Genomic DNA, 14,287 nt, shown 5'->3' with positions numbered 1-14,287 from the left:
TAAACTCCATCCCCATTTTAAGGGAGCAGTTAAGACTTGTCAGAAAGGGGTAATCTAAGTAAAAAAGACGAGTTAAGGATTATTTTATGTACTGCCCGTCTTGCAACGCACAAGAAACAAAAGTTATCGACTCTCGCCACTTGAGTGATGGCCTCGCTGTTAGGCGTAGACGTGAGTGCCTTGAATGTGGAAAGAGATTTACCACATATGAAAAATTACAATTGCAGATGCCAGTTATAGTAAAGAATGATAAAAGACGAGAACCGTATAATCGTGAAAAGATCAGCAAGGGGATTTACAAGGCGTCGCAAAAACGTCCCGTTACAACCTCAGATCTTAACCGTTTAATAGATGAAATCGAAAGGGCACTTGCAGAGAATTTTCCAGGGGAAGTTTCAGCAAAGATCGTCGGTGAAGTTACAATGCAGAAACTTTACCAACTAGATCCTGTAGCCTATGTTCGTTTTGCTTCATTTTACTGGAGCTTTAAAGACATTAATGGTTTCGTCGATAGTTTACAAAAAAGTATTGAAAAAATAAGTATTAGCAAAGGAAAACATGGTGAACCCGGCCAACTTCAGCAATAAAACAGCAGCAAGAGAGTACGCATTTAAATTTATCTATCGTCTATTCCTAGATGATTTTTCAGAAGAAAAAGATGCGATTATTGCAGAAGATGCAAAGTATATTGAAGCCATCGTTGAATTCGAAGAAAGTTATATCAAAGAAGATGAAGAGCATATAGGTAATGGTCTTAATCCTTCAATTCAAAATCATGGTCAAAAACTTATAAAAGGCTTTTTAAACGAAGAAAAAGCAATTCTTGGAACGATTGAAAAGAGCCTGAACAAAAGAGGTCTTTCTTCAATTGGAACAATTGAAAAAGCAGTTTTAAGCCTTGGTGCCTATGAAATTCTTTTTGAAGATACTCCAAAAAAAGTAGTTCTTAATGAGTACATTAATCTTGTTAAGAAGTTTGGTACGAAGGAATCTTCTTCATTTGTTAACGGCGTATTAGATAAGATTCAAAAATAATGACATCTAGAGAACTCGAAGACAAAATTCTTTCATCTATTGATGACAATTGCCTGGGAGTAATTTGGTTCACAGAAGAGCCAATTACAACGGTGACTCCTGTACATCAGACATTCAATTACCTTGTTGATGGAAGAATATCAATTTTTTTAGAGCACTCGAAAGTTAGTGAAATCAAGCTTGATGTTAATAACTACTTCATTACATCAAACTTCAAAAAGCCATTTATTATCTTCAATGCAAACACAAAGAATACATTCTCAAAGAATGACTTTGAAGATTTTAAAATGATTCTTGAAAAGTTAGATAATGCAGAAAATAAAAAGCTCTTTGTCGTGTATCCGGAGTCATACAAAATTCCAGATATCATTTCAAAGAGCAAATTTGAAATTGAGTCTCTTTCTTACTAAGGAAGAGCTCCAATATAAGTAACCCAAGACTCACAGTTCTCTTCAACAGTAGCGCGATAGAATTCTCCATCACCTTCACCATCTTCGTCTGTTCCTTCCCAGTAAGTTATAACATCACTGAATCCAGCATCATATAAAGCATCGCGAATCTCTCCAATACTCCAATGTCTCCAGTCATACTTAAAAACCTTTTCATACTTCACACCATCTTCATGAGTTTGAAAATGAATGTAATACATAACTTCTTCAGTGAGAGGGTTGTACTTATCACAATCCCAGAAGTAAGTGTGGTTCTCGTGTTCAGTTTCCTCAACAAGCTCTTGGCGTGCTTCAGTACCACCAAAAATATCAAGAAAGAACATCCCATTCTTATCAAGACCCTCTCTCACCATTTTAAAATACTCAACAAGCGTATTTCTATTTTTGAAAATGAAGTATGAGAAATTAAAAGCAACAACAACTTCAGCCTTAAAATCTCTCTTTGCGAGAACATTTCCTTCGATATATTTCATGCGAGATTGTTGATCTGTATTTAATTTAGCATAGTGAGTTTTCTTACCATAAGTAATTGGTTCAGGATCAAGATCAATGGCCCAACCGAGATGATCCTTACTCTGCTTAACCCAGTCGCAAGTCATTGCAGCAGTACCACCAAAATCTTCTCTTAAAGTTAAAGGTAATCTCTTATATGTTTTCTTATACTCTTTATTAATGAAATCGATATCAGCATCATGATTTTGTACTGTTCCTTCATAGAGTTCGTACTTTAATTCCAATGGAATTTTTGCCATTTTTAGTATCCCTTGTATGATTTAACTTCTTTGATTGTAGAATTGTAACGCATATTTATTAGATTTTTAACCTTAAATCTCAAATCATTTGTTATATAAACAGATCTTGCTAATTCTATAAAATCTTGATCAAATTCCTTTGCTGACTCCTTATCACGAATATCATCTTCTATTAGCCAGAGTTTATGATTTATGTGACGTAGCTCATCTTTTAAGTCTTTTAGATCATTCAGATTCAATGCTTGAAGCTTAGTATTTAAAGCACTTAATTCATCAGCAATTAGTAGTTGCTTAGCATCATCTTTAATTTTTTCTTGTTTAATTTCTAGTATTGTAATTTTATCTACTAACTCACCAAGAGATACTGAACATTCAATCATCATAAAATTTCCTTATAGTTAATTTCTAAAATTTCATATTCCATTTCACCTTTTGGTGAGCGAACAAGAACCTCATCTCCAACAGTTTTGCCAAGCATACTCTTCGCGATTGGCGAGACCCAGCTAATTTTGCCTTCCGCAGGCTTGCTCTCATCAATTCCAACAATAGAAAAAGTTTTCTCTTCCCCCTCTTCGTTACAAACTAAGACAGTCGCACCAAATTGAACTTTCTCACTTTTGATTTCTGTTGGATTAATAACGACAGCATCATCAATTCTTGAATTTAAAAATCGAATACGACGATCTATTTCACGAAGTTTTTTCTTTCCGTATATATAATCAGCATTTTCAGAACGATCACCTAACGAAGCTGCCCATTTTACAATCTCAGTCGTCTTAGGCCTCTCTTCTTTGATGAGAAGATTTAGTTCATCGACTAAAACTTTGTAGCCAATATGAGTAATATAATTACTTTTTTTCTGATTCATAACATTTTAGGATTCCTTGAACCCCGTCTTCCACGATATCGAGAACTTGTTCAAAGCCATCTCGCCCGCTCCAGTAAGGATCGGGTACTTCTTCTAAACTCGTTCTTGTGCAAAATTCACAAAAGAGTCTAACTTTTCCGCGATATTTTTCATTCGAATCTAATTTTAAAATATTACTTAAGTTTGATTTATCCATAGCAAGAATAAGATCAAATTCTTCAAAATCATCAACAGTAAATTTACGTGAAAGACTATCAAGAGTATATCCACGGCTTGTAGCCGATTGTCTCATTCTAGCATCGGGAAGGTCTCCAGAATGCTGTCCTGATGTTCCCGCTGAATCAATAAAGAATTCATCCTGCTTTCCAAGTCTTTTAACTTCGTTTTCCATCACCCCATGAGCAGCTGGTGAGCGACAAATATTTCCAAGACAAACAAATAGAATTTTTTTCATAATTTCTCCGCCATTAGTATATACTTGTATCATTAAAAATGAAAATATGGAGACAAGTCATGGCCATTTTAAACGTGATAAAAATGGGAAATCCAATACTGAGGGAGCATGCAAAAGAGCTTACTCCTAGTGAGATATTGTCCGAGGAAACGCATCAACTACTTCAAGATCTCTATGACACAATGAAAGCTGAAGGCGGAATTGGTATCGCTGCTCCACAAGTTGGAATAAGCAAGAGTGTTGCCCTTATAAATATCGAATCTGGGCAATCGCGCTACAGTGAAGCAACAGAGTTCCCTCTCCTTAAAATATTTAATCCTAAGATTAAGATTCTCGATGAAACACTCCAGGGATTTTGGGAAGGTTGTCTTTCGGTGCCAGGACTTCGCGGTTATGTCGAGAGACCACGTCAGGTCGAAATCTCATATCTCGACGAGAACGCAGAACCACAAAGTATTATTGCAGAAGATTTCTTGGCAACTGTTTTTCAGCACGAGCTTGATCACCTCTTTGGCAAAATCTACGTTGATAGAATTAAAGATATTACTCTGCTCTCTTACGATGATGAGTTAAACCAAGTTCTGTCTAAGTAATTTTTCGATCCTTAAGAAAGTACATGCTTAGAAAAATTGTTGCAGCACCAGTCGACTCATATAGTTCGAGACTTCTATTATAAATGATCCCATCAAGAATAAGTGCAACGGCAGGAACAAAGAATGTAACTGTCGATGCCTTAACTGCGCCAAAGTGTTCAATGAGTTTGTAGAATATGATAAAGGCAAAGCACGTAGAAAATAAAGAAAGATAGATAATACTCCCCGATGCTGATAAATTCATGATCTTTGAAACCTCTGGCACTCCATCAATTGCGAGCGTTAAAACGAACAATAGGACAAGCGAAGACAATTGCTGAATAATTGTATTCCGACTTCCAAGAATATATTTATGCCCGCTCAGTAGGGTTTTATTTAAATTAATTCCAATTGCATAGAAAATTGCCATAAACATAATTGAAATAAGGCCATAAATTTCTAAGTCACTTCCAGAGAATTTAATCTTCGGAAAAAATATAATCACAATTCCAGTTATTCCAAGAACGAGACCAACAAGTTTTAGCCTAGTAACTTCTTTTGCTCCATTGAAAAACAAAATCCCTATTATCATTGTCCAGAGAGGAACGGTTCCATTGATAATAGCCGCAAGACTTGGAGAAGTATGGAGTTCTCCCCAAAAAAGAAATGCGAATGGTATACCAATCGAACACAAACCAGCGATAGCAGAATTAAGAATTTCTTTTTTTGCGAGATCGTTTTTAAAATCGATATTTAATTTTTTTATATAAATGATACTCAAAAAAAGTACGGAAAAAAGAACGCGATAAAATGCAGAAGTAAAAGAAGGAATCTCACCGATAAGATTTTTTATAGCAACAAATGAGCCTCCCCAAAAAAGTGCAAGAAGGGCAAAGTACAAGTAATTAAGCATTAATCTTCCAATATAAGTAATTAAATCTATTGAGAAACCTAGGTTTATACTCAATTATATAATGCTTTTATCCGAAGAGAGTAAAGATAAATGTGAAGTGGAGGATATTTTGAATTCAAAAACACAATTTAAATGGTTTATCCTATTCCTAGGAGTAGCCTACACCAACTACTTGGCCTACGATAATTTCTTTCGACCAGAGATACAAGGCCATTGGAGCTCAAAAAGTAGTCAGACAGTCTCTGATCGAGCTCCCGCCTCACTCGATCTCTCTACCTTACCTGCAGCGAGCCAGTTTGAAGACTACTTTCAATTCGACACTCATAGCGGGCATGTCACATACGATATGGATGTTCACTTTTGGAGCGATAAGGGCGCTGATTATTTCAAGAAAAATGGAAAAGAAGCTATCGAAGAAGGTTTAAAGAAAACTTTCGCTGAACTCGCTAAAGGAAATAAAGAGTTAACTCTACCGGCATCAGCAAAAGGACAGTTGGTTAAGCAATTTTTAAATCAGTTCGTTTATACTTTTAAAGCTGTAAAACTCATTGATGCCAACTTCGAGTTGGATTTTACTTTCACACCAAGAAATACGGAAGCAAGCTTTTCTCCTGAATTAGATTCAAACCAACTTGTAAACTTTAATACCACAGGAAGACTTTTAAACGACATCACAAACGATCCTAAAACATTACCAGAATCAGTCTTAGGGACAAATATTCCTTTTTCTGGCGAGGCTTTTCAGTATGTCGGTGGTGCAATCACTGTTTCGGCTGAGCTACTTGATACAAGCTGGAAAATAACTCAACCTATTCCAAAACCTACAAAAAATGCTGTAAAAGGATTTTTAAGGCTTAGAAAATACTATCGTGTAAATGATCCTTCAGTAATTGATTTAAATTCAGTAATTAAAAACAAGTCTATTAACGTCTCAATGACGCACTTTAAGCTCGAGGACGATTATAAGCATCAATACATCACTGTTGATAATATTTATAGTTTCAACCTTGCTGACTTAATTCCACAACCAGAAAAAATGGTTATTCACGTGGGAGAGATCGTTTCACTAGATAAGAGTCATGACAATTTAATAAAGAGAATTTTCTCAATCTTTAAAAAAGACAACGACATCAGAACTTCTGATCTTTATATCTCAGGTGAGTCAAACTTCGATATGCCATCAGAAAAGTTTAAGACACGAGTTGAGAAACTTGTTTATGATATGAAAGAAAAGAAATTCACAAGTAATTCGAAAATTGTGACGAGATCAACAAATTCGTCAAGTGACTTCAAAATTAATAACAAGATCAAGAGAGCATTTTTAGAAGCTCCTGCTGACAAAATTATTGAGTCATTTAAATTAGAAGAACTTTTTAATTCAATTAAATAACAACGGGTATCATATGAAAATAACTGCACCAATTTTAGCAATGATATTATCAACACAGGCCTTTAGTGCCACGTTCAATATCGATGATAGAATAAAGTCACAAAAAGTACTCCTCGATAATTACTCTTCGGTATTTGGGAAGCGTGACTTTGCTCACAGGAATTCATTTCTCGAGCTAGTTAAAGATCTCAAGCGATCTGATAAAAAGAAGGTCACTGCAATCGTTAAGGCATTAGACAAAACGGTGCCAGATGCTCTTTTAAGGCCACTTGTATACTGGAGGTCAATAAAAGAGAATAAGAGTAACCTCGCCTCAGTTCTCTACTATACGAAAGCATACAAGCTCTTTATTCTCAGAGATTTCATAGATAATCCTGTTATCGATGACGAAAAAAAGGTCGAAGCGCTTAGTCTTTTAAAAGAACTTACCGGTGATAATGATATTACAACAAATAGCATTTCAAAACACTTCGATGACCTTAAAAAGAGTGCCGAACAATTGGCAAATGTTGACGATGATATCCAATTTGTAAAAATGCTTCTTAATGATCCAATCGTAAAAGTAAATCTCAAGGAACAAGTTCCAGAGATTTCAGAATACTCTCTTTCGGCGCTAGGATTTCTTCCAAGTAATCAGACAGAAATTGTTTCTGAGAACAAAATTGATCTTGAAAGAATTGACTGGCTCAACCAAAGAGTTATGTTTGCAGGCGGGAAGCTTGATTTTGATGCTCCTTATATAAAGATGCCAACAAAAGAAGATCCTGAAGGACATATTATCTTTAAAGAAGATCCAATTTATATGAAGATTAGAGAGATGATCGATAGAGCTGAGCACTCGGTGTTTATTGATATTTTTCTATTCGGAGGGACTCTTGGGGCAACTCTTTCAGAGTATCTTCTTGATGAAACACTAAAGAAGCTCAAGAAAGATCCAAACTTTAAAGTAACTATTCTTCACGACTATGCGACGAACTACAACATGGTTGAAGAGATGGTTCCAATCTTCCAATATATTCAAAAAAGAATTAAGGAAGATCCAAAACTTAATAAGTCAGTAAGCTTACTACAGGCAAATATTCAAAGACACCCTCCAGGAATCCCTCTTGGTATCACAGAGCTGATTCCAAAAGATGATAATACTTTTAAGTATTTTGAAACTGGTAATACTTACTATGAATCAAAAATTGATCACTCAAAAGTAATCGTTGTCGATGGAAATTATGATGATGCAGAGGCATACTTTGGATCAAAGAACTGGACAGATCACTCAGGTGGTTACTACTATGATGACGCTATTTATGTCACAGGCCCTGCGGCAGCGCTTGTTCAAGCTTCATACTATCGCGATATCGAAGCAGCATTAACAACAGATCCAAAAGAGTTAGCTCGTATGTACTATAAAGAGCTAGAACTTGATAACAGAAAGTATCTACCACGAGCTAAAGAAATCTTAGACAGTGTTAGGATTACTAAGAAAGAGTACAAGCTGGAAAACCCTACGACGGTTAGAATTGCAGAAGCCGATGTCGATGGAACAATTAAAAATGTTAGAAATATGCTTGTCGATATGATTCAAAATGCAAAGAAGAATATCTACATGGAACAACTATTTCTTTACGATCCTTACATCATTGATGCGCTAATCAAAAAGAAGGCCCAGCATCCTGAAGTTGATATGAAAATAGTTATCGATCACAATGGTAACTTTGGAATGAATGGTTTACCTAATACCATCTTCATCAAGCAACTTGTTGACCAAGGTATTGATGTCAGAGCGAGAAAAACTTATGGTATTAAAGCAGAATTTCCTGATGGGACACATAAAGAATACCATCAGGAAAACCATCGAAAAATAACTTCTGTCGATGGTCGAATCGTTCTTGGAGGCTCCTCAAATATCAACCCAGATACTCTTCAAGGAAGCTTCAGAGAGTTTGGAGCACAGGTTTACGACATAAAAGAAGTTAAATCATTTGATAAGAGATTCTTAGCAGACTGGAAAGATGCAGAGAAGATGGAAAAACTAGATATTGAAAACTTTGAAGCAAATATTCTAGGCAAACTCTTTGATAAGCGAACTTCAGCACTGCTTAACTCAGTAGCGGCCATGTTCTTTAGGGCTAAGGCTGAACTTGAAAAACGATTTTAAAATAAGAAGGGCCAGTAAATCTGGCCCTTTTCTTTATCGCTTATGGTAAATGAAATTTAATATGGTCTTCTATAAAAGAAGAAATAAAGAAATAGCTATGGTCATAGCCTTCACGGAAGTTTACTTCAACTGGTCTACTCTTTGCTTTTGCTACCTCTACAAAGTTATTTGTAAGTAATTCTTTTTCTAAAAACTCATCTTCAAGTCCCTGATCGATAAGAATTTTTTCACTATGAATAACTCCACTAGAAAGCAACTCTGTCGCATCGTACTTCTTCCATTCTTCCTTATTTGCTCCCAAGTATCCTTCAAGAGCTTTTTGTCCCCAAGGGCAATTACTCGGATTAACAATTGGAGAAAATGCAGAAATCTTCTTAAAGATATGGCTCTCTCTTAAACCGATAACAAGCGCACCATGACCACCCATCGAGTGTCCCATGATCGAAAATGAGTTGATCCCAAAGTTACTTCTCACTAAATCGACAAGATCTTTTACGATATAGTCATACATCTGATAGTTTTTTTCATAACCTTCAGTTGTGGCATTGACGTAGAAACTAGCTCCTGACCCAAAGTCATAGCTTTCATGCTCATTCGGATTATTGAGGCCTCGAGGAGAAGTATCTGGACAGATAATCATACTATTTGTACCGGCCAGAAACTTTTGTGCTCCGGCCTTTGTGATAAAATTATCTTCAGTACAAGTCAGACCCGAAAGCCAGATAATACAATGATCGAGCTCACCTTTTTCCTTTGGTTCAAAAGTTGAGAAATTCATCTTTGTCATCGTCGACAGTGAATCATGCTCGTAATAACGAGTGTAACCTCCAAAAGTCTTGCTCTGTTTTTTTAGTACTATATTCATTACTTATCCATTGTATAATCAATTACTGTTCTAATACTCTTTCCTTCGTGCATAAGATCAAATGCCTCATTAATTTTTTCAAGTGGAAGCTTGAAAGTAACAAGATCATCAAGATTAATTTCACCACTCATATATCTATCAACATAACCAGGAAGTTCTGTTCTTCCCTTCACGCCACCAAATGCACTACCACGCCATACACGTCCAGTTACAAGTTGGAACGGACGAGTGCTAATTTCTTGGCCTGCTCCCGCAACACCAATAATAATCGACTCTCCCCAACCTTTGTGACAACACTCAAGAGCAGCTCTCATAAGATTGACGTTACCCACACATTCAAATGAATAATCAACTCCACCATCAGTCAATTCAACAATAACTTCTTGAATTGGACGATCATATTTTTTTGGATTTACGAAATCAGTCGCCCCAAACTTCTTCGCCATTTCAAATTTATCTTCATTAATATCAACAGCGATAATTCTTCCGGCCTTTGCCATTTTCGCACCTTGAATAACTGATAGACCGATACCACCAAGACCAAAAACAGCAATCGTCGCGCCTTCTTCAACCTTCGCTGTATTTAAAACTGCACCAATACCTGTTGTAACACCACAACCAAGAAGACAAATTTTATCAAGTGGAGCATCCTTACTTACTTTAGCAAGCGATACTTCTGGAAGAACTGTGTACTCAGCAAAAGTAGATGTTCCCATATAGTGATAGATTGGCTTTCCATCTTTTGAAAATCTTGAAGTCCCATCAGGCATTAAACCACGACCTTGTGTTTCTCTAACACTTGAACATAAATTTGTTTTTCCAGACTTACAAAATTTACACTCTCCGCACTCAGCTGTGTAAAGAGGAATAACATGATCGCCAACTTGAAGTGAAGTCACACCTTCACCAACTTGTTCAACAATACCACCACCCTCGTGGCCTAAGATTACAGGAAATAATCCTTCTGGATCTTCACCTGAAAGAGTGAAAGCATCTGTGTGACAAACACCAGTAGCAACGATACGTACAAGTACCTCACCTTTCTTTGGCATTTCTAAATCAACTTCTTCGATTTTCAGTGGTTGTTTTGGTCCCCAAGCGACTGCTGCACGAACTTTCATGACAAATCTCCTATGTTAAAAAATATCAAAATCACCATATTATATGAGTAGTCCGAATTCTTGACAATGAGTCAAATTGGCGACATAGTGTTTCCATATGGAAACAATTAAAAATCTTGGAAATATCGTTGCCTTCACTAATGTAGCCCGTTTCGAGAGTTTTTCTCTCGCTGCAAAGGAGATGGGTGTTTCCAAATCCCACTTAAGTAAATCAGTCGCCTCCCTAGAAAATGAGCTCGGTCAAAAACTCTTTCAGCGTTCAACAAGAATTGTAAAGCTCACTGCTGAAGGCGAAAAATTCTACGAAACATGCCACGAGGCCTTGAAGTCTGTAGCCCTAGCAAAAGAAAATATCCTAAATACTTCAGACACACCTCAAGGTCTTCTTCGAGTGACGATGGCCGGAGTTTTTGCGGAAGAGTACATTGCCCCGGTCGCGGCCAAGCTTGCTAAACTCTACCCAAACCTCACCATCGAATTATCTTTCAACGAAAAACTTGTAAATCTTGTGAAAGAAAATTTTGATCTGGGAATTCGCTTTGGGAAGCTTGAGGACTCTACGCTAATTGCGAGGAAAATTGCCTCAAGAAAAGAATATATCTGTGGCTCGAAAGAATATTTTGAAAATCATGAAATACCAAAGCATCCAAAAGAGCTAAAGCTCCATCAGTGCGTGATTGGAAATAATGACCTTTGGATGTTTAGAGAAAGGTCAGAACAATTCTCTGTGAAAGTAAAAGGTAATTATAAGAGTAATAATGGAAGGGCCCTTTTAAAAGGGGCTCTTCACGGTGCTGGACTTGCGCGCCTACCGAGTGTTTATGTTCTCGATCATCTCAAAAATGGTGAGCTTATTTCTGTGCTTGATAATTATATGCTTGAAGAAGTTCCAATCTGGGCAATCTACCCATCAAAGAAAAACCAGTCGATTAATGTTCGCGTTTTTATTGAAGAGATTATTAAAAACCTCGAGGCCAATTACTCTTTCTAGTAATTAGCCACAACATCCTGAAGTTGGTTTAGACATAAACTTTTTATACAGTTTTGGAATCTCAATCATAATAAGTGATCTTAAAAGTAAAAGAGAAAATGCAACAGCTAGAGAGATATCAAGCCACGATGCTGTTTCGATATGATTATGGTCTGCAGAAAAAGAAAAGCTCCAGTTCATCTTCGCATAAAGTATATCTGTAATATAAGAGGCAGCAAGAGCAACAACCGCTATTGCGATAATATTAATTACAACACCTTTCTTTCCAATATACTTATTAAGAACAAAGATATTAGAAATATTAGTTGCAGGCCCTACAAGTAAGAAAAGAAGCGCCATACCAGGGCTCATCCCTTTTGCAATAAGAGAGGCTGCGATCGGAGTACTTGCTGATGCACAGATATAGAGAGGTATTCCAATAGCAAGAATCACAAGTCTCCCTGTTGTTGGGTTTAGTGATTCAAAAATATTTGCAGGTAAGAGATACTCAATACAGGCACCAGCAAAGATACCAAGAAATAACCAACCGGCCATATCATCAATAAGTTCAATGAATGAAAATTTCATCGTCTTCGCAAGCTTTGATGCAAGAGAAGTTCTCTCCACAGTTTTTGAAGAACACGTTTTCTTTGGCCCACAACATGAAGTTGGTGCGGCTTCATTCGTTTCACCATATTCTTTATCATTAAAAAATAATTGTAGAATACCTGCAATGAATGCCGAAGCAAATGCAGTGACAGGTCTAATAATTGCCATCGGAAGATCCATCATTGCATAGGTTACCATGACCGAATCTACACCAGACTCTGGAGTTGAAATCAGAAATGCTGAAGTTGCCCCGTTGGTAGCACCATTTTTTTTCAGTGTAACAGCACTTGGAATTACGGCACAGCTACAAAGAGGAAGTGGCACTCCAAGAAGAGAAGCTTTAAAGACTCCCGCGAGACCTTTAGCACCGAAAGACTTTTTAATTTTCTCACTTGAGATAAAGACATGAATAAGTCCACCTACCAATAGGCCAAGCATTAGATATGGGGACATGATGAGAATATAATTTGTAAGGATTGCTATAAAGCTAGTATTTGTCGTCATTTCTAGATCATAAACCCGATTTGATAGGAAGTTAAGCTCATGTTTTCATTACGCTTGGTGCCTAATTAAATTTCATCGAAATACATATTTTTTTCACTTTTTTTACAAAATAGTGTTGACGATATCACTCAACTCCCCTATATTCTTTCTTACAGTAATCGCGGGGGCGTAGTTAAGTTGGTTATAACGTCTGCCTGTCACGCAGAAGGCCGAGGGTTCGAGTCCCTTCGCTCCCGCCATTTTTTACTGCAGATACAGATCGCAACAAGCGGTCTTTTTTTTTGCCTAAAATCCACTTTGACGAGAACACGAGGCCTAAAGGCCGAGGCTTGTCCGAAAAAATGATCTCAAAAGATCATTTTTACTCTCTTATGAAAATTTAAAAAGAATTACTTCGAAAATAATGAGTTCGGACAAGTGTCCCTTCGCTTATGCCCAGGATGGACAAGTATAGAGACATGAGCAGAAGCGCTTGTCTGCCACGCCACTTTTTAATTCGGATAAAGATCGCAACATGCGGTCTTTTTTCTCTAAATCCCAAATGTCGCCACTTGCAAATTCCAGTTTTTGAAGTCACTACAAGAAAATTGCTGCGTAATAATTACACGATCAAGTAATGACGTGCTGTTTGTGCTATTCAAAACTCTATGAAAACAACTTTAATTCTACTACTCACATTTTATGTGAGTGCTTATAGCGAGTGCCAAATCTATCTTGATGATTGTGAGTATTATTCATGTGTCGAATCAATTAAGAGCTGTGGAAAAACTGGATATCCAGTTGGTTTTGGGAAGAAATATTGTAATAAATTTGAAAAGAACCTGAATAAGTTTTCTCATTCTGGGCAGAACTGGGTCACTAACGTTAAGCACTGCCTTATCCAAGAGATGGAATTAATAAGTGAGGCGGCTACGTGTTCTGCGTACAAGACAAAGTCTGTTTCAAAGCATGTTCCTTGTTATATTAGTTCAGGCTATTGCTCTCTTTCAAAAAAAGATAAGAGACTTGTAATAAAAACTATTAAAGGCTCATTGTGGAGACCGAGCATAATTAAAGCTGGCCTTAAGGTCCTTTCAGCTTGCAAATAATTAATTCGATGTGGTTAACACTTCTTTCTGAATCAAAGCAGTGCTATCCAAAATTGAAGTTTCTTTAAAATATTCTAACTGCCAATTTTGAGTTTTGATTGCCTGTCTGGCAGTAGGCTTATCCCAACTTGGATAAACTCTAAACCCTCTTTTCCCTTTATGCTTTTTAGAACATATATAGCCCTTATCGGCCAAGACTTCTTTAGGAAAAAGAAAATGACCAGAATTACTCTCGGACTCACATAGAATTACTACATAATCAAAGTTATCAGTGAGATCGAGAGGGCATGTTTCCCCATTTTTGTCTCTCTTCCACAAAGTAACAAACTGGCCAATTTTTGTTGGAGTGATCTTTGAACGTCTTTGAATGATTTTGTTATTATTGACAGAATAAGAACAGCCCCAATATTCACTTGCCTCAACATTAAAATTAAAAGCATCTACAATATCTTCATTCACTTCTATTAAATTAATCATTACTCCCGCCACAATATAAAACTCAATGCCTATTAGACATCAAAATTTAACAAGAGTGAAAATTCACA

Annotated in this window: 17 protein-coding genes and 1 tRNA gene; 9 read left to right on the top strand and 9 right to left on the bottom strand. The window is 36.6% G+C overall.

The features are described from left to right. The first annotated feature begins 86 nt into the window (after positions 1-86). Genes nrdR through M900_RS08370 form a run of 3 tightly spaced genes read left to right on the top strand, consistent with a single transcriptional unit; the run spans position 87 to position 1,445 of the window. Positions 87-587: a transcriptional regulator NrdR gene (gene nrdR / locus M900_RS08380; RefSeq protein WP_021274709.1), complete on the top strand. Its 501-nt coding sequence runs from the start codon at positions 87-89 to the stop codon at positions 585-587. After that, positions 562-1,035, top strand: coding sequence for a transcription antitermination factor NusB (gene nusB, locus M900_RS17150; RefSeq protein WP_021274552.1), 474 nt, complete (start codon positions 562-564; stop codon positions 1,033-1,035). Before nrdR ends, nusB begins: the two co-directional genes overlap by 26 nt. Continuing rightward, positions 1,035-1,445 carry a hypothetical protein gene (locus tag M900_RS08370; RefSeq protein ID WP_034732095.1) on the top strand — a complete coding sequence of 137 codons (411 nt, stop codon included), beginning with the start codon at positions 1,035-1,037 and terminating at the stop codon, positions 1,443-1,445. Before nusB ends, M900_RS08370 begins: the two co-directional genes overlap by 1 nt. Here the strand turns inward: M900_RS08370 and M900_RS08365 are convergent. Genes M900_RS08365 through M900_RS08350 form a run of 4 tightly spaced genes read right to left on the bottom strand, consistent with a single transcriptional unit; the run spans position 1,442 to position 3,558 of the window. Then, positions 1,442-2,236, bottom strand: coding sequence for a hypothetical protein (locus M900_RS08365; RefSeq protein ID WP_021274464.1), 795 nt, complete (start codon positions 2,234-2,236; stop codon positions 1,442-1,444). The two genes, M900_RS08370 and M900_RS08365, sit on opposite strands and share 4 nt — an antisense overlap. Positions 2,237-2,238: 2 nt before the next feature. Beyond that, the gene (locus M900_RS08360) at positions 2,239-2,619 is read right to left on the bottom strand and encodes a DUF6165 family protein (protein WP_021274721.1); all 381 of its coding nucleotides are present in this window, start codon (positions 2,617-2,619) and stop codon (positions 2,239-2,241) included. Further along, on the bottom strand, positions 2,616-3,104 hold the full coding sequence (greB, locus tag M900_RS08355) for a transcription elongation factor GreB (protein ID WP_021274389.1): 489 nt from the start codon (positions 3,102-3,104) through the stop codon (positions 2,616-2,618). The genes M900_RS08360 and greB overlap by 4 nt, the downstream gene beginning before the upstream one ends. Next, positions 3,085-3,558, bottom strand: a complete 474-nt coding sequence (locus M900_RS08350; protein ID WP_021274707.1) for a low molecular weight protein-tyrosine-phosphatase — start codon at positions 3,556-3,558, stop codon at positions 3,085-3,087. Before M900_RS08350 ends, greB begins: the two co-directional genes overlap by 20 nt. Positions 3,559-3,617: 59 nt before the next feature. Between M900_RS08350 and def the strand changes: the two genes are divergently transcribed. Continuing rightward, on the top strand, positions 3,618-4,151 hold the full coding sequence (gene def, locus M900_RS08345) for a peptide deformylase (RefSeq protein ID WP_021274424.1): 534 nt from the start codon (positions 3,618-3,620) through the stop codon (positions 4,149-4,151). Here def and M900_RS08340 read toward each other — a convergent pair. After that, positions 4,144-5,043, bottom strand: a complete 900-nt coding sequence (locus M900_RS08340) for a DMT family transporter (RefSeq protein ID WP_021274510.1) — start codon at positions 5,041-5,043, stop codon at positions 4,144-4,146. The two genes, def and M900_RS08340, sit on opposite strands and share 8 nt — an antisense overlap. A 109-nt stretch (positions 5,044-5,152) precedes the next feature. Between M900_RS08340 and M900_RS08335 the strand changes: the two genes are divergently transcribed. Together M900_RS08335 and M900_RS08330 are read left to right on the top strand one after the other, a co-directional pair. Next, positions 5,153-6,433: a hypothetical protein gene (locus M900_RS08335; protein ID WP_021274308.1), complete on the top strand. Its 1,281-nt coding sequence runs from the start codon at positions 5,153-5,155 to the stop codon at positions 6,431-6,433. 13 nt (positions 6,434-6,446) lie between these two features. Beyond that, on the top strand, positions 6,447-8,585 hold the full coding sequence (locus tag M900_RS08330; protein ID WP_021274701.1) for a phosphatidylserine/phosphatidylglycerophosphate/cardiolipin synthase family protein: 2,139 nt from the start codon (positions 6,447-6,449) through the stop codon (positions 8,583-8,585). 40 nt (positions 8,586-8,625) lie between these two features. Here the strand turns inward: M900_RS08330 and fghA are convergent, their stop codons facing one another. Together fghA and M900_RS08320 are read right to left on the bottom strand one after the other, a co-directional pair. After that, entirely contained in the window at positions 8,626-9,450 is an 825-nt protein-coding gene (fghA, locus tag M900_RS08325) for an S-formylglutathione hydrolase (RefSeq protein ID WP_021274647.1), read from the bottom strand. After that, positions 9,450-10,571 carry an S-(hydroxymethyl)glutathione dehydrogenase/class III alcohol dehydrogenase gene (locus tag M900_RS08320; protein WP_021274437.1) on the bottom strand — a complete coding sequence of 374 codons (1,122 nt, stop codon included), beginning with the start codon at positions 10,569-10,571 and terminating at the stop codon, positions 9,450-9,452. The genes fghA and M900_RS08320 overlap by 1 nt, the downstream gene beginning before the upstream one ends. 97 nt (positions 10,572-10,668) lie before the next feature. Between M900_RS08320 and M900_RS08315 the strand changes: the two genes are divergently transcribed. After that, positions 10,669-11,562, top strand: coding sequence for a LysR family transcriptional regulator (locus M900_RS08315; protein ID WP_021274360.1), 894 nt, complete (start codon positions 10,669-10,671; stop codon positions 11,560-11,562). Between the two features lie 3 nt (positions 11,563-11,565). On the opposite strand, the gene M900_RS08310 is transcribed toward M900_RS08315, so the two are convergent. Beyond that, a complete protein-coding gene (locus M900_RS08310; protein WP_021274676.1) occupies positions 11,566-12,654 on the bottom strand; it encodes an SO_0444 family Cu/Zn efflux transporter in 1,089 nt (362 codons plus the stop codon). 162 nt (positions 12,655-12,816) lie between these two features. Here M900_RS08310 and M900_RS08305 point away from each other — a divergent pair. Both M900_RS08305 and M900_RS08300 read left to right on the top strand, forming a co-directional pair. Beyond that, a tRNA-Asp gene (locus M900_RS08305) sits at positions 12,817-12,893 on the top strand. A gap of 408 nt (positions 12,894-13,301) precedes the next feature. Next, a complete protein-coding gene (locus M900_RS08300) occupies positions 13,302-13,742 on the top strand; it encodes a hypothetical protein (RefSeq protein ID WP_021274599.1) in 441 nt (146 codons plus the stop codon). Here the strand turns inward: M900_RS08300 and M900_RS08295 are convergent, their stop codons facing one another. After that, positions 13,743-14,219 carry a MepB family protein gene (locus M900_RS08295; protein ID WP_021274558.1) on the bottom strand — a complete coding sequence of 159 codons (477 nt, stop codon included), beginning with the start codon at positions 14,217-14,219 and terminating at the stop codon, positions 13,743-13,745. Positions 14,220-14,287 lie beyond the last annotated feature (68 nt).

The organism is Bacteriovorax sp. Seq25_V (genome assembly GCF_000447795.1).
Classification (GTDB): Bacteria; Bdellovibrionota; Bacteriovoracia; order Bacteriovoracales; family Bacteriovoracaceae; genus Halobacteriovorax_A.
This window is presented reverse-complemented; position numbering and strand designations above follow the sequence as displayed.